The organism is Paenibacillus guangzhouensis, from assembly GCF_009363075.1.
Lineage (GTDB): Bacteria > Bacillota > Bacilli > Paenibacillales > Paenibacillaceae > Paenibacillus_K > Paenibacillus_K guangzhouensis.
In genome coordinates, this window is record NZ_CP045293.1 from 5,826,502 (window position 1) to 5,851,329 (window position 24,828).

Annotated in this window: 18 protein-coding genes; 13 read left to right on the forward strand and 5 right to left on the reverse strand. The window is 50.5% G+C overall.

The features are described 5' to 3' along the window. Positions 1-22 precede the first annotated feature (22 nt). Complete coding sequence (locus GCU39_RS26300; protein ID WP_152396178.1) at positions 23-853, reverse strand: LysR family transcriptional regulator; 831 nt, start codon at positions 851-853, stop codon at positions 23-25. Between the two features lie 130 nt (positions 854-983). Between GCU39_RS26300 and GCU39_RS26305 the strand changes: the two genes are divergently transcribed. Further along, complete coding sequence (locus tag GCU39_RS26305) at positions 984-1,724, forward strand: SDR family NAD(P)-dependent oxidoreductase (protein WP_152397440.1); 741 nt, start codon at positions 984-986, stop codon at positions 1,722-1,724. Between the two features lie 428 nt (positions 1,725-2,152). On the opposite strand, the gene GCU39_RS26310 is transcribed toward GCU39_RS26305, so the two are convergent. Next, positions 2,153-4,615, reverse strand: a complete 2,463-nt coding sequence (locus tag GCU39_RS26310; RefSeq protein ID WP_193726634.1) for a discoidin domain-containing protein — start codon at positions 4,613-4,615, stop codon at positions 2,153-2,155. 755 nt (positions 4,616-5,370) lie between these two features. After that, entirely contained in the window at positions 5,371-6,282 is a 912-nt protein-coding gene (locus GCU39_RS26315) for a serine hydrolase domain-containing protein (protein WP_227793344.1), read from the reverse strand. 424 nt (positions 6,283-6,706) lie between these two features. On the opposite strand from GCU39_RS26315, the gene GCU39_RS26320 reads away from it, so the two are divergent. From GCU39_RS26320 to GCU39_RS26360, 9 genes are all read left to right on the forward strand, one after another. Then, a complete protein-coding gene (locus GCU39_RS26320) occupies positions 6,707-7,465 on the forward strand; it encodes an alpha/beta hydrolase (protein ID WP_152396180.1) in 759 nt (252 codons plus the stop codon). Between the two features lie 20 nt (positions 7,466-7,485). Then, entirely contained in the window at positions 7,486-8,445 is a 960-nt protein-coding gene (locus GCU39_RS26325) for an ABC transporter permease (protein ID WP_152396181.1), read from the forward strand. Between the two features lie 14 nt (positions 8,446-8,459). Further along, on the forward strand, positions 8,460-9,353 hold the full coding sequence (locus GCU39_RS26330) for a carbohydrate ABC transporter permease (RefSeq protein ID WP_152396182.1): 894 nt from the start codon (positions 8,460-8,462) through the stop codon (positions 9,351-9,353). Between the two features lie 105 nt (positions 9,354-9,458). Further along, positions 9,459-11,066 (forward strand): type 2 periplasmic-binding domain-containing protein, encoded by a 1,608-nt coding sequence (locus tag GCU39_RS26335; RefSeq protein WP_152396183.1) that lies wholly within the window; start codon positions 9,459-9,461, stop codon positions 11,064-11,066. Between the two features lie 95 nt (positions 11,067-11,161). Further along, a complete protein-coding gene (gene bglX, locus GCU39_RS26340) occupies positions 11,162-13,330 on the forward strand; it encodes a beta-glucosidase BglX (protein WP_152396184.1) in 2,169 nt (722 codons plus the stop codon). Positions 13,331-13,367: 37 nt separating this feature from the next. Continuing rightward, the gene (locus GCU39_RS26345; RefSeq protein WP_152396185.1) at positions 13,368-16,724 is read left to right on the forward strand and encodes a GH36-type glycosyl hydrolase domain-containing protein; all 3,357 of its coding nucleotides are present in this window, start codon (positions 13,368-13,370) and stop codon (positions 16,722-16,724) included. Between the two features lie 296 nt (positions 16,725-17,020). Then, positions 17,021-17,860 (forward strand): phosphonoacetaldehyde hydrolase, encoded by an 840-nt coding sequence (gene phnX, locus GCU39_RS26350; protein WP_152396186.1) that lies wholly within the window; start codon positions 17,021-17,023, stop codon positions 17,858-17,860. 34 nt (positions 17,861-17,894) lie between these two features. Continuing rightward, complete coding sequence (gene phnW, locus GCU39_RS26355; RefSeq protein ID WP_152396187.1) at positions 17,895-19,010, forward strand: 2-aminoethylphosphonate--pyruvate transaminase; 1,116 nt, start codon at positions 17,895-17,897, stop codon at positions 19,008-19,010. A gap of 184 nt (positions 19,011-19,194) precedes the next feature. Then, entirely contained in the window at positions 19,195-19,980 is a 786-nt protein-coding gene (locus GCU39_RS26360) for a DeoR/GlpR family DNA-binding transcription regulator (protein ID WP_152396188.1), read from the forward strand. A 98-nt stretch (positions 19,981-20,078) separates the two neighbouring features. Here the strand turns inward: GCU39_RS26360 and GCU39_RS26365 are convergent, their stop codons facing one another. Further along, entirely contained in the window at positions 20,079-20,324 is a 246-nt protein-coding gene (locus GCU39_RS26365; protein WP_227793345.1) for a DUF4318 domain-containing protein, read from the reverse strand. A gap of 394 nt (positions 20,325-20,718) precedes the next feature. Between GCU39_RS26365 and GCU39_RS26370 the strand changes: the two genes are divergently transcribed. Further along, entirely contained in the window at positions 20,719-21,684 is a 966-nt protein-coding gene (locus GCU39_RS26370) for a LacI family DNA-binding transcriptional regulator (RefSeq protein ID WP_152396189.1), read from the forward strand. A gap of 59 nt (positions 21,685-21,743) precedes the next feature. On the opposite strand, the gene GCU39_RS26375 is transcribed toward GCU39_RS26370, so the two are convergent. Then, positions 21,744-22,388: a TetR/AcrR family transcriptional regulator gene (locus GCU39_RS26375; RefSeq protein ID WP_152396190.1), complete on the reverse strand. Its 645-nt coding sequence runs from the start codon at positions 22,386-22,388 to the stop codon at positions 21,744-21,746. A 169-nt stretch (positions 22,389-22,557) separates the two neighbouring features. On the opposite strand from GCU39_RS26375, the gene GCU39_RS26380 reads away from it, so the two are divergent. Next, positions 22,558-23,760 (forward strand): YhgE/Pip domain-containing protein, encoded by a 1,203-nt coding sequence (locus GCU39_RS26380; RefSeq protein ID WP_152396191.1) that lies wholly within the window; start codon positions 22,558-22,560, stop codon positions 23,758-23,760. Positions 23,761-23,852: 92 nt separating this feature from the next. Continuing rightward, on the forward strand, positions 23,853-24,734 hold the full coding sequence (locus GCU39_RS26385; protein ID WP_152396192.1) for a GNAT family N-acetyltransferase: 882 nt from the start codon (positions 23,853-23,855) through the stop codon (positions 24,732-24,734). The last annotated feature ends 94 nt before the right edge of the window (positions 24,735-24,828 follow it).

A 24,828-nucleotide genomic window follows, 5' to 3' on the forward strand; every position in this document is an offset into this window, starting at 1 on the left:
GACGTCGTAGGTACCGCTTTTTTTATCTATCTTTTTCCATCATTTGAATGAAGCTTGTGAGCGCGTGAGTCCTTGTTGTCGTTTTCTTGACGATGAATTGGATCCCGACGTGACGCAGTCCATCAGGGAGAGGCATACAATTCATATCTGGCGGGACGACACTCTTCGGCAGCAAGGAGATGCCTATGCCTTCTCTGACGCCTGTCAGGATCGCGTTCAGCGTATCGAATTCGATGACGGAGCTGGGCTGCTGCTGATGCCGTTCGAACCATTCGAATAAGAGCCGCCGATAAGGACAATCGGGAAAAGCATTTACAATCATAGGTAGATTCCTTGGAGGAACGCCGCATTGGGATATGAGCACGAGCTCCTCATCCCAATGCATGACTGCCTCAACTTGTTCATCCTGGAATTGATCGCTAATGAATGCGCCATCCAGCTCATTATGTGCTACATTTCGAAGCAAGCTCTTTTGATCGCTGGTCTTAATGGATAACTGTGCTTGCGGAAATTCTCGGTAATATCGGCTGAGTAGGACAGGCAGCCGCTGGGCAGCAAGGGTCTGTGTAGCTCCGATCCGCAGAACCGCTTGGGTTGGCGTAGCGGCTACTTCCTTCTTGCCCTCCTCTAGCAAATGTATCACTTGTTTCGAGTAGTGCAGCAGCTTCTCACCCGCAGGCAAGAGCGTAACCCCTTTGTTCGTGCGCTCGAACAGGGGGACGCCGAGCTCCTGCTCCAGCTTCTGAATGCGAAGCGTAATATTGGATTGGACATATCCGAGTCGTTCCGCCGCTTTGGAGAAGGATAACTCCTCGGCAACGCATTGGAATATTCGAAGCTCTTGACTCTCCATCGGACTCCCTCATTTTTGGTATCAGTTTTTTTAATACAGGGTATGATTTCTAACTATTATACAACGAGATTCGATGGCAGTACGATGGAAATGGAAGGACTTTAGCGTAGGAGAGGGTCGGTGGATGGATATGGAACTACAACATAAAGTCGTCGTCGTAACGGGCGGAGGCACCGGGATCGGACGAGCTACGAGCATGTTGCTCGCACAGAAAGGCGCAATTGTCGCGGTCAATTATTCGAGGTCGGGGTCCGACGCGGAAGCGACGGTTCAAGCCATTCGGAACATGCAGGGGCAGGCGATCGCCGTCAGAGCGGACGTATCCAACGAGCAAGAGGTACAGCAGATGGTTGCGGACATTGTACATGCATACGGAAATGTGCATTATCTCGTGAACAATGCGAGCATTACGGAGCAGCTTCCGATGCGTGATCTGGATGCTGTGACGGATGCGATGTGGGATCGACTGCTTGCTGTTAACGTCAAAGGGATGTTCCATACGGCGAAAGCTGTGGCCCCTTATATGCAGAAGAATGGAGAGGGGGCGATCGTGAACCTCGGGAGTGTCGCGGGAACGACAGGGCTCGGCTCCTCGCTGCCTTACGCCGTGTCCAAAGCAGCCGTGCACGGACTGACCAAGTCGCTCGCCCATGCGCTCGCGCCGGAGATCCGCGTGAATGCGATTGCCCCAGGCGCAGTCGACACGCGCTGGTGGGCAGGTCATGAGGCGAAGATGCAGCAGCTGGCGGGCAGCATCTTGCTGCAGCGGATATCGACGCCGGAGGATATCGCGGAGTCGATTGTCTCCATGCTGTTGCAGAAGTCGCTGACAGGGCAGATCATCACCGTGGATAATGGGCAGACGATGTAGGACGAGGATGGGAAGCGGCACCTTTGGCCGAATTCGACGGGCTCAGATACTTCGTGTGAATGATGGGGTGAACGAACGAGCCTATACTGGAGTTATCCACGATAGAACTTCGAGCTATACTGGATATTAGTCGGATAGCAGTGTGAAAATGGCCCATTTTGCTCAAGTTGTTGCCAAGTTACTGCGATAATCCAGTGTAGTCGCCGAAATGAGGCGTTTTAGGCCAAAGTTCGTGCGATAATCCAATATAGAGTCAGTCAACCTTTCGAACTTCGGCTTGTATCAGCCTCCAACAGCCAAGAGCCACTCTGCCGGTATCGCGGGAGGTTTCAATCGAAACAAGCCCAGCACAGTATTTCGTGCATGGGCTTGTTTTTAATTCTGTGCGAGCCGTGCATCCGGCTCAAGCTAATACATCCCGAATCGAATCAGCTGCCGTATACAGCGAATTCATAAAGGGAATACCAGTAGCCGGTGCCTTGCGCCGTCGCCAGCATCCTGACATACCTTGCATTTAACGGCTCGAAGTAGATGTCGTCGATGCCGCCATCGCCCTCCGATGTCACATACACATCCGACCAGTTGAGTCCATCGTTCGACAATTGGATCCTGTAGCCCTTCGCATAGGCAAACTCCCAGTTGAGCTTGACATTATTGACGCGGTATTGTTGTCCCAGATCGACGTAGATCCATTGCGGGTTGGAATATAAGCTGGACCATCGCGTCGTCAGGCTGCCATCTACCGCTTTATCGGCCGTGTATGCGGCTGTCTCGTTAGAAGAGGAGGTTGCTGTTTTGTTCAGCGCTAGATTCGGTTTGCCGTAAATCTGGAATTCGTACAAGGAATAGCCGTAGAAGGAGTAGGCTCTTTGCGTCCCGTACATCCGGACATATCTCGCGTTAACTGCAGCAAAGGAGATATCGTCGATACCGCCGTTGCCCGTTGTCGTGGTGTATACGTCCGTCCAATTGGCCGCGTCGTTGGATACTTGGATCTTGTAGCCTGTGCCATAGGCCAGCTCCCAATTCAAAATGACGCGATTCAGGTTATAAGCCTGCCCGAGGTCGATCATAATCCATTGCGGGTCCGCGAATGTGCTGGACCATCTCGTCGTTCCGTTGCCGTCCACCACATTGTTCGCCGTCAAGGTGGCATCCTGATAGGTTGATGACGTAGCTGTTTTGTTCAATGCTAGATTAGTTGTTAATCCGGATCCTACGCTATCTCCGAATACCTGGAACTCGTAAAGGGAGTAGCCGTACATCGTCCCCCGTTCCGTCGCGCTCATTCTCACATACCTTCCCGTTGTAGGCGCGAAGCCGATATCGTCGACTCCGCCGTCGCCTGTCGTTGTCGCATAGACATCCGTCCAATTGGTTGCATCGCTGGATACTTGGATTTTGTAGCTCTTACCGTATGCGTACTCCCAACTCAGCTTGACGCGGTTGACGTTATAGTCCTGCCCGAGATCGACGTAGATCCACTCATTGTTTGAATACTGCTGACTTGACCATCTCGTGCCGAACAGATTGTCGACGGCTTTGGCCGCGTTGAAGGAAGTGCTCTGGTTCGTAGAGGCGACGGCCGTTTTGCCGGATGCCAGGTTGGTTGGAATCGTGTACGTCCCTTTGGTGAATTTGTAGATGTCTTCATACATCTGTCTACCGTCATAAATGCCGTTTATGCCGCTGTTATTCTTGTTTTTATAGAAGTTATATATCGCGAAAATATCTTGGTACCAGCCCTTGATCGCTCCCGTCATATATCCGTATTCAACGCCGGCTTTTAAGTAATTATCGAACCGATTTTTGAAATCGAGGTCGTGCATCGCCCTTTCGTCAAACTCCATCTCAATGCCTTTATTGTATGTTGTAGCTTGGGTGGTTACAGCGGTCATTCTCGAATAGTCTGAACTCGGAACGAAATAGTGGTTAGGCTGCTGAATCGTGAAATCAAAGGTGTAGTTCTGCGCGTTGTTGCTTTGTCCCGCGCCGAAATACGGAATCCAGGCATATTTTAAGCCAAGGGTGTGCAGATAGTTACCTGTGTTATTGACCGCATTCACTTCACCCTGATTGTACACGTCGATATCTTCGTGGAACCAGTAGAAGCCTTTTAATTCAAGGTTGCTGTAATTAGCTTGGTTCCATCTGCTTCGTACGGTGTCGATATACCATTTGGTGACCTTGGTTAGGTTACTGGGCGTCGAATTCAGGTTTTCGCTGATTCCGTCGTTGTCGACATCCCCGAAATTGGTGATTTCACTGTTGGGGTAAGGGATCATAATGTATACTTTGGATTTGTAATTTGTTCGGTTAAGCGTAGTGGCAGCCTGCTGGGTGGCTTGGTTCAGCGCATCAAGCTGTTGATTGGCGGTGAACAGGCGGTTCATATACCACTCCCAATCCGTCTTATAGGTCCATTTGGCAGGGTCCGCTGTATCACCGAAATCTCGATAATCAGGAGTATTGATTCCTAGGAACAGAAATGAGTCGAAAAACGTGTCGTCCATCGCGTCACTGCTGTTGTAGTGCGCAACATAAGGCAATAATGTATTTTTGTCATACGTGCCGAGTTCTTTTCCCTCGTATGTCGTTCTTCCGCCGTAGTATCCCGTATACAACAAGGCCATATTCTTCACGTTACCGGATGCTGCGGTATTCGGAGGGAAATACCCCGTCGCAGCGGCAGCAGCGGCTTCGGTGTCGAGCGGTTGCTCAAGGTCTGGTGAAGGCTCCGGTTGCGGTTCGGACTGACTAGGGATCTCAGGTACCGGCTGTTGATTCTCTGGGACTTGCGTGACCTCCGGCGGCGCATTCTCCTCCGCACTCGCTGTCGCTGGAAGAATCGTGAATACAATCGAGAAGACTAGCGCCAATGATAACAACAATGAAATTCGTCTTTGATGCCCCTGACTACGCTTCATTTTTCATCCCCATTTCTTAGGTTGAAATGATAGTTACGTTGTTACAAGTGCGTGGATTGGACCCGGGTACCCATTCACGCCAAGAGGCCTCTTCACAGTTAATACTATGAGACAATTTCATGCGTGCTAAATAGATAGTTTATTACTTTTGATATACACTTCTTTACTTTTATGACATTTTTTCGTTTTAAATCTATTATCACGCCACAAATCTGACAAAAATGGAATCGCTTACTATATAAGTGAGAGGAAATGTCTAGTGGTTTGGTGTCGGCGATCAACATTCGAAGCTATAGCGAGGGAGTACATCATCTGCTGTCGATCGACGATAGGTGGAATGCTGTTTATGGTAAATGGGGAGAGAGGAGAAGCAGTGTAATCGTAAGTGTAAGAGAAGGAGGGATCAGTGGATGGAGTTAAGTTGTCTGTGTGCCCACAGCTATTCTGTATTTTTGCATGATAGAAGTGTCATTTCGGTGCGAGGGGCTAGCTACAATGGATATCCGCAGGGTAGGGGGCCAATAACGGTCAAAAGTGTCCCAATTTCTGCAAAGTTACTGCAAAAATCCAGGATATCCACCCAAATGAGACGCTATAGACTCAAGTTGCTGCAAAAATCCAGTATAGGAGGCACAATCGACCCATACATCGAAAAGAGGTACGAGGTGGCGCCCAATCGTATGAGCGCCTACAGCATCCCTCGTCGTTGCCCGCACTTCCTATAACGCAGGCAATATTTCAGCCCATACCCCGTCCAATATGCCCTGCATATTGTCCTCCTTGCTGTTAATCGCAATGACGGCTTCGCGCTCCGGCAATACGATGCAGAACTGCCCGTGTGCCCCGTCGGCTCGATAAGCGCCGTGCGAGCACATCCAGAACTGATAGCCATAGCCTTGGCCCCAATCGGCAGGGCCGCCGTTCGCGATCTGCTTGCGCGTCACGAGGTCGATCCAAGCAGCCGGCACGAGCTGCTGTCCTTGCCACATCCCGCGCTGCAGCAGCATTTGCCCGAATCGGCTCAGCTCCTCCGTGCTAATCGACAGTCCCGCGCATCCAAGTGTCACGCCGAGGGGCGAAGTCTCCCAACAGGCATCGTGGATGCCGAGCGGCTCGAACAAGCGCGGCACGAGGTAATCCCGTACCGTCTCACCGACGGCCGCTTGCACCATCGCCGAAATCATGAACGTATCACCGCTGCTGTACATGAATTGAGATCCTGGCGCCCAGTCGAGCGGCAGGGACATGTAGTACTTGACCCAGTCGCGTTCGGTAAGAGAGGCGCGTTCCTCTGCCCATAACGGCGGATTCTGGTGCCCCGATGACATTCGCAGCAGGTTGCGCAGCGTGATCTCGCCTGGTTGCAGCGCGGGTTCTACCGAACTCTCCTGCATATGCTGCGGGAACACCTCTCTCAGTTTCGTATCGAGCGATAATTTTCCCTCTGCAATCGCTATCCCAACCGCCATGCAAGTGAAGGATTTACTGATGGAATGCTGCACACGGCGCATGTCTTTCGTTTCATCCCATGACCAGCGAAGATTCTCCCCCTGGAGGACACGTACGGTATGGACATGCAGCTTATTCTGTTTAATATATTGAACAAAACCATGGAATTCTGGCGTCATCATACGACCTTCTTTCTTAGTGAAAATCGTTCGTAGTAGTAAAAATTTCAAACTTTATAGAAACGTTTCTATTCATTATTATCACCATATAATTTCATGGTATGCGATTGTTTCGTTTATGTCAATGGAATTAAGGAAAACGCTTACCGTCAGATGTAACAAGGGAATTACCCGTTTTTGTTGTGAATTTTCAACAGAAGAATTAGGGAGAAATCGTGACATTTATTTGGCCCCAAAAAAGATTATTGACAGGATTGATCGGTAGGATTATGATTTAATCGAAACGATTCGAATAACCGCTTTCATATTTCTAGATGGTTGCTAAGGGCTACCGATGCGATATATCACATCCCAGAGGACACGGGAACTCATCGAGCGACAAGAGGCATGAGTGTCCACTCTGGGAGGACAAGGGAGGAAGATTCATATGGCGCATATCACCATCGAAACAGGATCGCCGACACTCCGCATGACGACGAGCATCCATGTTATATCCCCCTGCGATTCCGGTAATAACGCGGATACGACGCTGTATCTGCTTCACGGCGCTGGCGACAACGCGAGCACTTGGCAGCGGCTGACGACCGTCGAACAATACGCGGCCCGTTACGGATGTACGGTCATCATGCCAGAGGTTAACCGAAGTTATTACACGGATATGGCATATGGATTGGACTATTTTCATTATGTGACGGAGGAACTCCCGGCATTGTGCAGCAGAATGCTCCGTATGAATACCGATCCTCATCAGACGTATGTAGCAGGGTTATCGATGGGGGGCTATGGAGCGCTCAAGTGTGCGCTCACCTATCCAGACCGATATGCCAAGGCCGTCTCTCTTTCCGGTGTTACGGACATTCAGCGTCGCCTTCAAGATCCGCAAATGCCAGAAGGTATGGTGAAGGAAATGCAGGCGGTGTTCGGGAGTGAGCTGATCGTGAAGCCGGATCAGGATCTGTATGCGCTTGCCGCTCGTCGCATAGAGGAAGGCTCACCGCTTCCTGACATCCTGTGCTGTTGCGGGACAGACGATCCATTTATCGCCATGAACCGTGACTTTGCAGCGTTTATGCAGGAGACCCCGTTCGAATTTCAGTATGTCGAGGGACCTGGAACGCATGATTGGCGGTTCTGGGAGGAGCATTTGAAGACAACCTTTGATTTTCTGTTTCACGACAAGACCTAAGAAGAGTGAGGAGATGCAACTTGAAACCGGCAGCCTTAGGGCCTGACAAAGACCCAAAAGAACGTAAACATAACGGATCGATCCTAACTGAAATTTGGAAGCACAAAATGACCTATACGCTGTTGATTCCCGGCTTAATATGGTTGATTTTATTTGCGTATTTGCCAATGGGCGGTCTATCGCTTGCCTTCAAGCACTACAAGGCGAATCTGGGCATTTGGGGCAGTCCGTGGGTGGGACTTGAGAATTTCACCTATGTGTTCCGTGATCCAACATTCATCGATGCGTTATGGCGTACGTTGTACATCAACATTATCAAATTGGTGATTCAATTCCCGTTCCCGATCATACTCGCGGTCCTGCTCAATGAGCTTCGCATGCGCCGCACGAAGAAGCTGTTCCAGACGGTTCTGACATTCCCGCATTTCTTATCGTGGATTATCGTATCGGGTGTCGTCATCAATGTGTTGTCCTATGACGGACTTGTGAATAGTTCGCTCGCACTGCTCGGATTGCCGACGATTAACTTCCTAGGGTCGGAGAAGACATTTATCCCAATGCTCTTGCTGACGGATATTTGGAAGTCCACGGGCTGGGGCGCGATCATCTATCTGGCGGCCATTTCCGGGATTGACCAAGATCAGTATGAGTCGGCACAGATTGACGGGGCTTCCCGTATGCAGCAGATGTTCCGCATCACGCTGCCGAACATTCTGCCGACCGTAACGATCATGTTCATACTATCCGTCGGCGGGCTGATGTCCTCCGGCTTTGATCAGATTTTCAACTTGGCGAATGCCGCAACGAAGAATGTCTCCGAAGTGCTCGATGTCTATATTTATCGAATTACGTTCCAATCTTCTACGGACTTCTCGTTCTCAACTGCGGTCAGCTTATTCCGTTCTGTCGTGAATATGGTCCTCTTGCTGTTAGCGGATCGTGTGGCGAAATGGATGGGCGGAGACGGGTTATTCCGATAAAGGGGGGACACAACATGGCTAGAACGAAATCGAAATACCGTATTGGAAAAATGACAACCATTGATTACATCATCTTCGTCCTGATGCTTGTCATCGCGTTATTCATTCTTATTCCCTTCTGGAATGTCATTATGATCTCATTCTCGACGCCGAAGGAATATGCAGATAACCCACTCATGATGTTCCCGAAAAATCCAACCTTGGATTCGTACAAAGCATTGTTCGCAGACGGAAGCATCTTCCGAGGGTATTGGAACACCTTGAAGCTGTTGATTGTTGGTCTGCCGCTCAGCTTGTTCTTGACGAGCAGTATGGCTTATGGCCTCAGTCGCAATAAATTTCCAGGCAAGAAGATCATTTTCTTCCTCGTATTGTTCACGATGATTTTCAACGGCGGGATCGTGCCGCTCTATCTGGTGATGAAGTCGCTTCATTTAACAGGCTCGCTCTGGTCGGTTATTCTGGCAGGCAGCTTCAGCGCCTTTAACATGATTCTGATGATGAATTACTTCCAGAGCTTGCCGGAATCGCTGATGGAATCTGCGCGCTTAGATGGTGCAGGGGAGTGGAGAATTCTATTCTCTGTCGTCCTTCCGCTCGCGATGCCGATCATGGCGACGATCACCTTGTTCTATGGGGTGGCGTACTGGAACAGCTGGTACGATGCGATGATCTTCCTGCGTAAGGCCGAACAGCTGCCGCTCCAGAATGTGCTGCGATCGATCATCGTCGAATCGACGACCAATGCGTCCAACGCATCGAGCGTCGATGCGGTAGGCAAGCAAGGATTCTCGACCGGGATGAAGATGGCGGCTGTCGTCGTGACGATGGTGCCGATCATGTGCTTCTTCCCGATGCTGCAGAAACACTTCGCCAAAGGGGTGTTAACAGGGGCGATCAAAACCTAGGGTCCCGATTACACATAGGAAGGCCGTTTATCGCTTTACCGAGAGTTTCATTTGTAACGTACAATCGTGCATTACACATTCTCTACACAACATAGGGGGCAAACCATGAAAACTAGCAAAAAGCTTTCTACCAAATCCGTCCTAGCCATTCTAATGTGTCTAACCATGCTGCTCGCATCCGCTTGCTCGAACTCGGGCTCGAAGGAAGAGGCTGCTGGCGGTAACGAGAAGGATGCGAACGGAGCTTACAAGGATAAATTGAAGATTTCCGTCGCAAGCACCATTCAATTGAAAGATGGACAGATCGACAACGAGTTCCATAAGTATTGGATGGACAAGTTCAATCTAGAGTGGGATTATAACTACATCGAGTGGGATTCCTGGGCAGAGAAGCTTCGCCTCTGGATCAATTCCGGCGACTTGCCGGACGTAGCGACCTGGAACTATGTGCATGGCGATGCGATGAACTATATCGACCAAGGCTTGCTCTATAAATTCCCGGATGACTGGAAAGAGCGTTGGCCGAACGTGGCTGCAGCCTACAAGCTGACAGGCCTTGGCGACAAGCTGGAGGAATTGACAGGCGGCACATACGTCTTGCCTCGTCCAGTGTATTATGAGAACAAACCAGCCGATCCATTAGCGAACCAAATTGGGGTTATTGCACTACGCAAAGACTGGGCCAAAGCGGTTGGCTTCGAACTGAAAGACGCGTATACAACCAAAGAATTGATGGATTATGCACGACTCGTGAAAGAGAAAGATCCAGGCAAAGTCGGATCGAACCTTGTACCGATGTCCTACAATGCGGCGGATGCGCTGACGAACATCATTATGGCGAACAGTGAGCATTCCCGTGTGGAATCCGCGTTCTATAAAGGCGAAGATGGCAAGTTCCACTGGGGCCCTGCAGATCCTGAGACATTGGCAGGTCTGAAATCGATGCAGCAAGCGTATAAAGAAGGATTGTTGAACCCTGAGTTCTACACGTGGAAAAATAGCGAAGGCAGCGACAACTTCCGCGTGAAAGGGACAGCAGCAATCACGAGCCTTGGCGGTCTGGCTTCGTACAGACAAGACGTTGACAAAGCGATGAAGAAAAACCTTAACGTGAACAGCGATGATCTTGTGCATACTGCCATCGTACTAGGTGATGACGGTAAATATCGCAACTTGGAGCAAGCGAACTTCTGGTCGGCGCTTATCTTCTCCCCGAAAATTTCGGAAGAGAAATTCGAACGTATCATGGATCTGCTCGATTACTCCACAGGTAAAGATGGACAAATGCTCTTGAACATGGGCTTTGAAGGCAAGGATTGGAAATACGGCGATAACCAAGAGCTTGTCAGCTTATTGCCAGACGGCACTTCCCTAGAAGACAAATATCCAAGCCGGTTCGAAGGTCTATACCTGCTCGGGGATGACTTCAGTATGATCAACCCTGCAATTAAGAAGGAATACCGTGATCGCGCGGTTCTCCATTATCAAGATAAAGCGAAGTATAGCAAAGAAGGCGGCAAGCTAGCGACTTACGATTGGACTGTGCAGCTCTATGACTCCAAAGCGAAGAACCAAGCTTCGTTCCAATATGAGACAGAATATACGAACCTTATCTTGCAAAGCGGAGATTTAGAAGCGAACTGGAAGAAGTGGGTCGACAGCAAAATGTCGCTTGTTCAACCGGTTCTTGATGAACTGAACAATTTGAAGTAATGAAGTAATCCGTAGAACCCGGTGTGCAGGATGTTTGATTGCGACCGGGTTCTTCGACTAGATAGCCTGAATGAAATCGAGTGGGGGGACACGAAGTGACAAAAGAACAACTACTAGATCTCATCGCTCAGATGACCTTGGAAGAGAAAGTGGCGCAATTGCTGCAGCTGACGGCGAATTTCCATGAAGGTACAGACAGCGAGAGCCAAATAACAGGTCCGATGGAAGAGATGGGCCTTACGGAAGGTATGGTATCGGCGAGCGGTTCCGTGCTAGGGTTGTCCGGCGCCCAAACGGTGATCGATGTACAAAAGTCGTATTTGAGCAAAAGCCGCCTCGGTATTCCGCTCATGTTCATGGCGGATGTTGTGCACGGGTTCAAGACGATCTTCCCGATTCCGCTGGCGATCGGCAGCTCGTGGGATACGGAACTCGCAGAGAAGAGCGCGGAGATTGCGGCGAAAGAGTCGGCTGTGGCCGGCATCCATGTGACTTTCGCACCGATGGTGGACTTGGTTCGCGACCCGCGTTGGGGACGTGTCATGGAGACGACAGGGGAAGACCCGTATCTCAATAGTCTGTTCTCACGGGCATTTGTGCGCGGCTACCAAGGGGATCTGAAGGATCCGGATCGCCTTGCGGCATGCGTGAAGCATTTTGCAGCGTATGGCGCACCGGAAGGTGGGCGCGATTACAACACGGTGGATATGTCTGAGCGCAACCTGCGTGAGTACTATTTGCCAGCTTATCGCGCAGCGGTGGAGGAAGGCGTCGAGATGGTGATGACTTCCTTTAATACAGTAGATGGCATTCCGGCATCAGGCAATGAGAAGTTAATGCGCGGTATTCTGCGTGATGAATGGAACTTCGATGGCGTCTTGATCTCGGACTGGGCATCCATTCATGAGATGATTGCGCATGGCGCAGCAGAAGATGATTGTGAAGCGGCCTATCGTGCCATTCGCGCCGGCGTCGATATTGAGATGATGACGCCTTGTTATGTGCATCATTTGCCAGCGCTTGTGCAGAGCGGCAAGGTAGATGAAGCCATGATCGATGAAGCAGTACTTCGTATCTTGCAGCTGAAGGATAAGCTTGGATTATTCGAGAATCCACTGCGTGCAGCGGATCCGGAACGTGAGCGCGAGGTTGTCTTCTGTGAGGAGCATCGTCAAGTGTCCTACGAGCTCGCGACGAAATCGATCGTATTATTGAAGAACGAGAACCATGTGCTGCCGCTGGCGCAAGACAAGAAGGTTGCGCTAATCGGTCCTTTTGCACAGAGTGAAGATATTCTTGGTTGGTGGTCATGCGAGGGCGTGAAGGAAGATGCGACGAAGCTGGGCACGGCGCTGGAAGAGCGTCTGCAAGCAGGAAATCTTGTCATGGCTGAAGGAAGTGGCGTCCACAGCATTACGCCAGAGCAGGTGGAGGAAGCACTCCAGGCCGCGCAGCAATCGGACATCATCGTGCTGGCCCTTGGCGAAGAATCCGCGATGAGCGGGGAAGGCGGTTCGCGGACCGATATCCGTCTGCCGGAAGCACAGCTTGCCCTTGTGAAGCATCTGAAGCAGGTAGGCAAACCGCTCGCTGTTGTCTTATTCAATGGGCGTCCGCTCGATCTGCATGGGGTATTCGATGAGGCGGATGCGGTAGTCGAAGCTTGGTTCCCAGGTAGTGAGGGCGGTGCGGCGATCGCAGATATTCTGATCGGCAAGGTGAATCCATCGGCGAGACTGACCATGTCATTCCCGCAATCCGTCGGTCAAGTCCCTGTCTATTACAACCGCTTCAATACAGGCCGTCCACTGGATCCTAAGAAGAACGAAGAACGTTACGTTTCCAAATATATCGATAGTCCGAATGAACCGTTGCTGCCATTTGGCTATGGTCTGTCTTATACGACTTTTGAATACAGCGATTTGCGTGTCTCCAGTGAGGAGATGACAGCGGAACTGCCGCTCACGATCTCGGTGCAAGTGAAGAATATCGGGGTGCTCGCAGGCGTGGAGACGGTACAGCTCTACATCCGCGATATTTCTGGCGATGTCGTGAGACCGCTGCGTGAATTGAAAGGTTACGTGAAGCTGGAGCTAGCTCCAGGGGAAACGGGTAAGGCGGTCTTCACGCTCTCCGAAGAGCAGCTGCGTTACCATCATTCGGACCTCAGCTTCAAGAGCGATCCAGGGAAATTCCAGTTGTTCGTCGGTTCAAATAGCCGGGACACCCTGACACAATCGTTCAGATTGGCAGCTTCCAACTAAAGCATTATATTTTCCGGGATAGGAGAAATGAACATACATGTCAACTACTATACAATCGAAGTTCAACGTTCAAGCCGGCGATCTGAGCTTTACCTTCTGGGAGAGCGGGGATATCTATCAAGCCGTTAGCGGTCCATTCATGATTAATCAATTGATGACGAGCCCGATGGAAGGGTCGATGAATAATCTATACTTGCGGATTCACGGGGAATCTGGCATTCAATTTTACCCGATGCTCGGTATTCACTCGAACAGCAGCGTTCAGACAGGGAACGGTCGTGTCGTCTGGAAAGGTGAAGTACAGGGCATTGCCTACGAAGTGACTTTTGCATTGACGGAGCAGGGCGTATGGTTCTGGGATGTTGTGACGCGCGGCGAAAGCGTTCAGGTGGACGTCGTCTACGGTCAAGATCTCGGTGATGCGAGTGTCGGTGCCGTTCGCAGCAACGAGGCTTACCTGTCACAGTACATTGATCACGCGGTGTTCGAAGATGCAACGAAAGGGTATGTTGTCTGTTCGCGTCAGAATCAACCGCAGAACGGCGTATTCCCGTATATGCAGCAAGGATCTCTTACACGTGCGGTGGGTTACTCGACCGATGGCTTCCAATTCTTTGGCTTGTCGTACAAAGAAACCAATGTTCCGGCTTGCCTGAGCGAAGCGAACCTCGCGAATGAAGTGTACCAATACGAATTCGCGTATACGGCACTTCAATCGGAGCGGGTCGCATTGCATGGCGAAGCTCGCTTCGTCTTCTACGGTCTGTTCCGCGCGAATCATGCGTTAGCGGTGACAGAGCTGGAGTATGCAGACGTCATCGAGCAAGCTTGGGCTGCATACCAAGCAGCGGATAAGAGCGGGGCACTGCAAGAGCTGCCTTCCGTGCGTCCGCAAGCGGTGATCGGTGAGCCGCTTCGCACGTTATCGCTGACCGAGGAAGAACTGGAAACTTACTTCCCTGCGGCTTCAAGACATCAAGAAGAGCGTGAGGGCGGCAGCCTGCTCGCCTTCTTTACGGATACGTATGAGCATGTTGTATTGAAAGAAAAAGAGCTGCGTGTGGAGCGCCCACATGGTCATATTCTGATGAGCGGGAACAATGTGGAGCTCGGCAGCAAATGCATGACGACGACCACGTATATGTATGGGATTTTCAACTCTCATGTCGTGGTGGGGAACACGAATTTCAACAAAATGATGAGCAATGCGCGCAATGCGCTGAACGTACCGAAAGCGGCTGGACAGCGGATTTATGTAGAGCAAGATGGGGTCTTCCAACTTCTCATGATGCCATCGTTGTTCGAAATCGGATTCAACTATGTGCGTTGGTACTACAAGACAGCATCCGATACGCTTATCATTACGAACTACACGATGCTGGATACACCAGAAGTGCGTCTGAACGTTCGCTCTACGAGCGGGAAGTCTTATCGCTTCCTTGTGACGAACCAAGTGACGATGCATGTGAATGAGCATGAAATGCCGCTCCACATGAAGCAGGAGCAAGGCAAGCTGACATTCTACGGTGCACCGGATTCGTTAAGCGCGAAGGCTTATCCGAATCTTCAATACACGATGTGGGTTGACGGTGCTGCGGTATCGGTGGGGGATGAGCGCGTATTGGTAGAAGGCATTGAAGATGCTGATTCTTCGCTGCTGACATTCACGCTGGAGGCGTCTGCCGATTGGACCTTGACGATGCAAGGGCTGCTGGATGGGGAGCATCTTCCTGCGCCGACACGCCGTATTGAAGAGGAGATTGCAGCTTACCGCGAGTTCTTCCGCGGTGTGATGAATGGCTTCCGCCTATCCCATCCGGAGGCAAAGGAATCGGAAGAGCTGTTCAAAGTGAATGCGCTCGCTTGGTGGTACACGCACAATATGCTCGTACACTATTCTGTTCCGCACGGCTTGGAGCAGTATGGCGGCGCGGCTTGGGGGACACGGGATGTGTGCCAAGGTCCGGTCGAATACTTCATGGCGACGCAGAAGTTCGAGCAGGTACGCGATATTCTGAAGATGGTCTATGCCCATCAATATGAAGATGACGGCAACTGGCCGCAATGGTTCATGTTCGACCAATACTTTGCGATTCAACAAGAAGAGAGCCATGGCGATATTATCGTCTGGCCGCTCAAAGTGTTAAGCGACTATTTGAACACGACGAAGGATTACAGCATCCTGACGGAGCAGGTGCCGTATACGGTGAAGCACGGCTTCAACTTTACGGAAGAGACAGCTTCGATTTTGGATCATGCGAAGAAAGAGATCGGCTACATTCGCAGTCACTTCTTACATGGTACACATCTATCCTCTTACGGCGACGGGGATTGGGACGATACGCTTCAACCGGCGAATGCGCAGCTGAAGCAGTACATGGTCAGCAGCTGGACCGTTGCATTAACGTATCAGACGCTTACACAGCTCTCAAGAGCACTGCGCCCAGCAGATGCGGCGCTTGCTGCGGAGGTTGGCGAGATGGCTGCGGGCATTGAACGGGATTACAAACGTTATATGTTGAAGACGGATGTGATTCCAGGCTTCCTCTACTTAGAGGACCCTGCGCAAGCGAAGATGATGCTGCATCCAGAGGATACGGAAACAGGTATTCAATACCGCCTGCTGCCGATGACACGCAGCATGATTGCGGAGCTGCTCGAACCAGAGCAAGCCTTGTCGCACTATAAGTTGATCAAAGAACGATTGTTCTTCCCGGACGGCGTACGTCTGATGAATCGTCCGGCACAATACGTAGGCGGCGTGAGCACGCATTTCAAACGGGCGGAGCAAGCGTCGAATTTCGGGCGGGAAGTTGGACTTCAGTATGTCCATGCCCATATCCGATTCATCGAGGCGATGGCGAAGTTGGGTCATGCGGAGGATGTATGGCACGGTCTTGAGGTGATTAACCCGATCGGTATCCGTGATGTCGTGCCGAATGCCGAGCTTCGTCAGAGCAACGCGTACTTCAGCAGCTCGGATGGGAAATTCAATTCGCGTTATGAAGCGCAGACGCATTTCGACGACCTGCGCAGCGGCAAGGTTCAAGTGAAGGGCGGATGGAGAATTTACTCCAGCGGTCCGGGAATCTACATGAACCAACTGATCGCAAATTCACTCGGGATCCGTCAGGATCAAGGTGATCTCGTGATTGACCCTGTACTTCCGACGAAGCTCGATGGTCTGCAGTTTGAATTTGAATTCGCGGGTGCGAAGGTGACCTTCGTCTACCACATCGCGGGTAACACGGATCGTCGTATTGAGATGAACGGCAAGTCCCTGGATTCGGTGAGCGTAGCGAATCCATATCGTCAAGGAGGCGTTCGAATCTCGAGAGAGGCGTTCGAAACGGAGCTTCAGCCTGCGGATAACGTCATTGCAATTTATATGTAACTGCTAGAGAAGACGGAATGTATACCGTTTCGTTAGAATAGCAGGGTCGATGCCCGTCATAAGGCGTATACGACATCATCGCGGATGGTGTTGTATACGTCTTTTTTTGATGAAATAAGGGATTGTAAAGATTCCGTAAAGTTGGCTGTAAGCAATTGACACCATCCGAGTGGTATCTTATGATTTGATCATAAACGCAATTAAAAACAACTAAAAACAACGAAAAATAATTTAAGTTATCAGGTATTAATTGGTTTATGAGTGAATCAAATAAAATAAAAGGAGTGTGTATGGTGATGGCATTGCAATATCAAGGGAAAATCAAAGGCGTTATTTTTGACTGGGCAGGGACCATGGTGGACTATGGATGTTTTGCGCCGTTGGTCGTATTCGTGAATGTATTTAAGAAGCGGGGAATCGAGATTACGGCTGAGGAAGCGCGCGGCCCGATGGGGATGCTGAAGCGTGATCATATCAAGGCGCTGCTCGCCATGGAGCGGATCGCAGGCTTGTGGCAGGAGCGTAATGGAAGATTGCCGGAAGAAGCAGATGTCGATGCGCTGTATGCAGATTTCGAGCCGATGCTGTTCGCCGATCTTGCGCGGTATACGGACCCGATTCCTGGCGCACTCGACGTTGTCGTGAATTTGAGAGAACGTGGCCTGAAGATCGGCTCCACGACAGGATATACGGCAGAAATGATGGAGATCGTCGCCACGGAAGCGAAGCGTAAAGGGTACGCGCCGGATACGCTCGTCACGCCTAACGATGTTTTCGCAGGACGTCCTTACCCTTGGATGTGCTACCGCAATGCGGAATTGCTCGGCATTTATCCGATGGGGGCAATGGTCAAAGTGGGCGATACCGTCAGCGATGTGCTCGAAGGCGTGAATGCTGGCATGTGGAGTGTCGGTGTGATCAAGGGCGGCAGCGAGCTCGGCCTAAGCGAAGAAGAAGTTGCCAATATGCCAGCAGAAGAGCTGGAAGCTCGGATGAAGGCGGTTGAAGCGCGGTTCAAGGCAGCAGGTGCGCATTATGTCATCCAACATATCGGTGAATTGCCAGCCTTGCTTGATCAGATCAACGAACGTATTGCACCGGATGTGAATGCTGAAGTATTGGTTAGTGAAGGGTAGATCATCCATTATTCGAATCGAGGAGCGTATAACTATGAATATTGATATGTTAGATGATAATCCTTATTTGCTGCTCACCCCAGGTCCGTTGTCGACGAGCAAGCGGGTCAAAGCGGCAATGCTCAAAGACTGGTGTACATGGGACCGCGACTATAATGACTTGGTACAGAGCATACGCCGCCGGCTTGTGGCGCTTGCGACGCAGCGTACGGACGAGTATTCAGCGGTGTTATTGCAGGGCAGCGGCTCGTATTGCGTGGAGTCGGTGATCGGAAGTGCGTTAGGCAGCGCAGATAAATTGCTTGTCCTGACGAACGGAGCTTATGGCAAGCGGATTGTACAGATGGCTGAGGTGCTAGACGTTCAAGTCGCGGTGATCGACAGCGGTGAAGTCTCCCTTCCCAATCTAGATGATCTCGAATCTATGCTTCAGCAGGATCCTGCGATTACGCATGTGGCCATGGTGCATTGCGAGACGACGACTGGAATCTTAAATCCGATTGCGGAAGCGGGCCAGATCGTCAAGGCGCACAATAAAGTATTCATCGTCGATGCGATGAGCAGCTTTGGTGGCGTGCCATTGGATGTGGCTGAGCTTGGGATTGATTTCTTGATTAGCAGCGCAAATAAATGTATTCAAGGCGTGCCGGGCTTCGGATTCGTTATTGCACGCATCGATCGCTTGCAGGCTTGCCAAGGACAGGCACGTTCACTCTCGCTCGATCTGTACGACCAATGGAGCCATATGGAGCAGAACGGCGGCAAATGGCGTTATACATCGCCGACGCATGTCGTAAGAGCCTTCGATGAAGCCATGCTGGAGCTGGAAGAAGAAGGCGGCATCGAAGCGAGATATGCGCGCTATTGTCAGAACCAACAGACCCTCGTACGCGGTATGCGGGAGCTTGGCTTCAAGACGCTGCTCGCAGACGAGATACAATCTCCGATCATTACATCATTCTACTATCCAGATGAATCGTTTAAGTTCGAGGATTTCTATAAGCAGCTGAAGGTTCAAGGATTTGTCATTTACCCAGGTAAAATCTCCAACGCGGACACGTTCCGCATCGGCAATATTGGCGAAGTCTATCCGGAAGATATGGAGCGGCTGGTCTCTGCGATTAGCCATGTGGAGATGAAAAGTCTGTAGTCTTCTCGTGCGATGCGGTTAGGCGATGTGAGCGTCATGCTTGCACCGCCTTTTTTTGTTCACAGGGAATGTATTGTGCGTAGAGGGAAATAGAGCAGGATAGGTTGTCGTCTTGGCGGATAGCGCAGCCGTTGTTCTAAAGTTATAATGTGTAGAGAAGTAGGATGACGGAGGGGATTTGCAGTTGTCGTTGATTGGCGAGGAACGTAAAGGGATTATACTAGAGCAATTGAATTCCGAGGGACAGGTGAAGACGTTCGACCTGGTGAAGAAGTTAGGGGTGTCCTCGGAGACGATTCGCCGGTATTTAGAGGAATTGGAGCTTGAGAACCGGCTCAAGCGGGTATACGGCGGCGCGGTGAAGATTAATCTCATCGGTGAAGAGCCGTCCTATCTGAAGCGCGAGGTGCTCCATGCCGAGGAGAAACGAATGATCGGGAAGGCAGCAGCTGCGTTAGTCGAAGATAATGACGTCATTTTCATCGATGATGGGACGACGCCACTGGCCATGATCGAATTTCTGATGAATAAGAATAACTTGACCGTGCTGACGATCTCGATTCCTGCACTGCATCAGTTAATCGAATACAAGAATAAGGAATTATTCAATGGCGATATCTATCTCATCGGGGGCAAAGTAAATACGAGGCATTCTCGGGTTACGGGGTCCATTGCGGAGAAAATCGTCGAGCTGTTCCATGCAGATAAGGCGTTTATCTCGATTGACGGTATGGTGCTGGGCAAAGGCATTACCGCGTTTGATGCCGAACGTGGGCAGCTCATCAGCAAGATGATGGATAATTCCAGGCAATCGATTGTGATGAGCGACGGCAGTAAAATGGGACTTACCCAGCTCTATCGGATTGCCGAATGGCGCGATATCGACACGGTCATTAGCAATGTAGGCATGCCGAAGGACTGGGCCAAGCTGCTCGAACAGTACGGCGTTGATTGGATGGTAGCGAAGTAAATCGAAGTTGAATGCAGAAGAAGCCGGCGTCGAATCGACGATCCGGCTTGATGCGACATAAAAAAGAGCTTTAGAAGTAGCTCTAAAGCTCTTTCATGTTAGATTTCTGTGAAGCGCAGCACGAATCCCGGTCTTCCGGCATTCCATACCTGGCACTGATAGACGACTTGATCGATCGAGATTACGGCAGGGCGGTCATATTCGATGAACTCATAGGTGACTTTTTCTTGTTTGCAATAACGTTCAATTTCATCTAAGAACTCTTGTTTGTTCTTAGGAGGTTGATTCAGTTCGACGGAGAATCCTTTCTTCATCGTCTTATCCCACAATGATTTCAACATCATAATCCTCTCCTTCTCGTAGATGTCAGTTAGTTCAGAGCCGACGTATACCTCTATTATACCTCATCTTCCCAGAATCACCTAAACATGAGAGGAATGTTTCGATATCCGTTGTATTCTTCCCTTTTTGCAAGCTTCATTTTATTGGTTCTCATCCGGACTGATGATATTGACCCCTGCATCGAAACTCGATATAATGCAAGGTAGAAAGTTGTCGAAACGTTTCGAATTATAGCGTTTGAACACGATCATAAGTATTTCGTCATTCGAATGGGGTTCGCTATGATCGCCATTCTTTAGTGGCATATTTAACAATATAGGAGAAGTTGCAGGACGCTGTTGGCGTTCGTACTTGTCGAAGTGATGTCGGAAGGTATGATAGATAGGGGCGAATGTATTGGTCAGTATTAAAGATATCGCTAAAAAAGCAGGGGTTTCCGTCTCAACGGTATCTTACGCACTGAACGGGAATCCGAAGGTAACCGAGGAGACGTGTGCTCGCATTTTGGCGATTGCCAAAGAATTAAATTATGTTCCGAACGCGGCGGCAAGGTCGCTGAAGAAGAAGGAGTCTCGCATTATCGGCGTGTTCTTGACCGATTTTAGCGGTGCTTTTTATGGGGATTTGCTGCAAGGCATCAAGGAAGTTCTCAATCTTAAAGAATATGATCTGGTCGTATGCAGCGGGAAGGAATCGCATCGCATGCTGCCTGAGCGGATTATCGATGGCGCCATCATTCTGGATGAGCAGTTCCAGAGCGAAGAGCTGCTGCAGTATGCGGACCGCGGTCACAAGATCGTTGTGCTGGATCGAGAGCTGAACCATCCTAACGTGAACCAGGTGCTGCTGGATAATAAGGCTGGCGCGATGCTCGCGACGGAATATTTATTGGAACAGGGACATCGGAAGATCTATATCGTGAACGGGCCGAAAGGATCATATGATGCGAGACAACGTCTTCAAGCATCGAAGCAGACATTCGATCGGCACCAGGACGTGGAGTATATCGAGGTCGATGGGGATTTCAATAAATCCGCAGGGGAGCAGGCGGCGAAACAGATCATTGAAGCGTATACGGAGCCTGTTGCGGTATTCTGCCTGAATGACGAAATGGCGATCGGCGTATACAATTATGTCGCAACTACGCCATATCGCATCGGGGAACATATCCATATCATCGGGTTCGATAATATTGAACTCTCGGCTTATACGCAGCCACGTCTAGCAACGATTAACTATTCGAAGAAGAAATGGGGCGCTTTGGCGGCGGAACAATTGATAAAGCTGCTGCAAGGCGTATCGATAGAGCATGAACGGATTTATGTGACGCTCGTGCCGGGCGATTCGGTCGGGCGTGTGTAGAGCAATGATGAAAAAGGCTTATCTTCAAGCGAGAATGTTCGCTTGAGATAAGCCTTTTTCTATTCTTTGATTTCATTCGGAGCGCTGAGCGCATCAAGCAGCCCCGAAGACTGCAGCGGACCCCACCGCATGATTCGTGTCATCATCAGCGCCATTTCGTGCGAATTGAGCTTCATCCCGTTCTCGAACCAATAGAGAATAATGCCGAGATTGGCCGACGTAATATAGGTAATGAGATAGTCGCGTGGGATCAGGAGCTGTTCTTCCCGCAGATGAACGGCGATGATTTTCTTATAGATGTTGTCGCCCATTAAATTCCGCAAGGTGATGGCAAAGGAATGATCTCCCTTGGGCCCGAACATGACGCGGAAAAAATCGGCATGCTCAATGAAATAGTCGAAGATACACACAATTGGCTCGAATGGTTCGTTCGTATTCAGGCCTTGCAGCAAGGCGATCGGGTTCACGTCGCCTACGCGATTGGTTAATCCTTCGAGCATCTCCGCTTGCGCTTGGGCGAGCAGCTCGAATTTATCCCGATAATGGAGATAGAACGTCCCCCGGTTGAGGCCGGCACGCTGCGTAATATCGGCGATGGTGGTATTATCGAAACCCTTCTCTTCCATGAGCGCCAGGAGAGCTTGTAAGATCATTTGCTTCGTTCGGACGATCCTGGGATCGATACGATTGTTCGAGTCTTGCATGACAGTCACGGCCTCCTTATTTGAACAAATGAACAATTCCCGATGCGTTGTTGTTTAGTGCACACAGCAGTGAAAGTTGATTATTGTAATCTCATTTCATTTTATTATAATGAACACAATGATCATTAATCAACAACTTGTTCATTAAGTTTGGATAGGGGGAAACGATATGGATACGAAAAAAAACTTCTGGAGGCAGAAGACGGTATGGGGCGGTCTGATCGGTGTCATCGTGGTATGTATGGTATTCGGGCTTGCGATGATGGGGACGGTGCTCAGTTCACAGCCTAGAGAGCTGCCGGTTGCCATAGTTGTGCTCGATCAACCAGTACAGAGCCCAGCAGGCGGAGACATGGCGATCGGACAGATGATGCAAGAGAAGTTGACAGGGGAGCTTGGTACGCAGTTGCCTGTTACGTTTACGGTACTCCATTCCGAAGCGGAGGCCGTACAAGGGATGGATGAACAGAAATATTACGGGGCACTGGTGCTGCCAGAGAACCTGAGTGCAGGTGTGTTGTCCTTGCAGTCCCCGAACCCGCAGCAAGCAGCGGTGACCATCTACGCCAATGAAGGCATGAATATGCAAGTGGCGACGACGGTGAAGCAGATGTTGCATCAGGTGATGCAAGGCGTATCAGGGGAGTTGACGAAGCAGCTCATGGGCATGGTCGCAGCGAAGACGCCGGCGGTTCCGGTTCAGACGGCAGAGCACTTCATGCACCCGTTCACTGTGCAAGATCAGACGCTTCATTCAGTCGGTGCGAAGAACGCGAATGGGAATGCGCCGGGACTATTAACGCAAATCTTGTGGATTGGCAGCTTGATTACGAGTGTATGTATGTTCTTGGCATCGAAAGCTGCCCGATCGACAGGATCGCGGCCGTGGGGCACGATTCTCTTCCAAATCATTGCAGGCATCGTATTCGTAGCGGCAGCAGCCAGCCTTACGCAATGGATGGCGGAGTCCTGGTATGGGATGGAGATCCAGCATGAAGGCAAGGTCTGGTTATTCTTAGTGCTCATTGCGGTTACGTTCTTCGCCATTCAATCGACGCTGCTCAATTGGGTCGGCATGCCAGCGATGGTGCTTTTGGTTCTACTGATGTTCTTCTCGATGCCGCTGCTCAATATGGTGCCCGAGATGCTGTCCGATGTGACAAGAGACTGGCTCTATTCCTGGACGCCGCTTCGGATCGCTGCTTCCGGATTGCGCGATGTGATGTACTTCGGCGGCGAAGGCGGTGGATTGCAGGAGATTATCACGATATTAGGGTGTATTGTCGGCGCAGGTGTTATTCTTATGATGGCATCCGCGGCGAAACGTGTGAAGGTTCCGGGCGCTTCAAGACAGGTAGAACGAATATCGTAAGAGTGAAGGCGGCGATAAGCCGCCTTTTTGGCATATGGCAAGGGATTGACGAGCGGTGTAGAATAGGGAATAGATGGGAGGGATTATGACCTATGGAAATACAGGCAAGACAAGGATTATCCGAGCAAGATTTGCATGATATTCGCATTCTGGCGGACATCTGCGATGCGCTCGACGGGATTAAGCTGAAATTAAACTGGATTTCTCTACAGACGCGTTCTGCTCAAGAGACGAATGATTTCCTTATCTACGATAATGGCGATCTGATCGGTTATTTGGGTATATACAGCTTCCAAGTATCGGAAGCGGAGATCAGCGGGATGATTCATCCACTATACCGAAAACGCGGACTATTCACGAAGCTTGTCGATGCGGCGGTAGAGGAATGCAGACGGCGAGAGTTCGGACGGATCCTGTTCATTAATCATCATCGTTCTACGTCGGGCCAAGCGTTCTTGCTTGCCCGTGGCACGACATATAAGGTATCGGAGCATTGGATGCGTTGCGAGCGGACAGAATCAGATCTGAATGGCGCGAGCATTCCTGGGATGATCGAGGAAGCGGTTTATCTGCGCAGTGCAAGTGTAGAGGACAAGGAACTGTTGATTCAGCTGAATATGGCCGGGTTCGCGATGGAGGAATTCGATTCGCGAGAATATGTAGAACGGACCATCTCTAGCCCACTGGAATATACGTTCATCGCCGAAGCGCAAGGCCAGCCGATTGCCAAATTAGGGGTTACGTATGAAGAGGGGAGTGCCTTCATCTATGGATTCTGCGTGAGCCCGCAGCAGCGCGGTCGAGGATATGGCCGCCGAATTCTCGTCGAGCTCATGAACATGCTGCAGCGTGAACAAGGGAGGTCGAGATTCGAGCTCGAGGTAGCCGTGGAGAATGCACGCGCACTGAGCATTTATGAGGATTGCGGGTTCCGGGTCATTAGCGCGAATGATTATTACGAATTGAAGTTGTGAGGAAAAAAGGACCAGAGTGACTGAGATCACGATGGCCCTTCGTCTTCCGTCGTATGATGATCTTGCAAGGCCTAAGATCTTATGAACTGGAGGC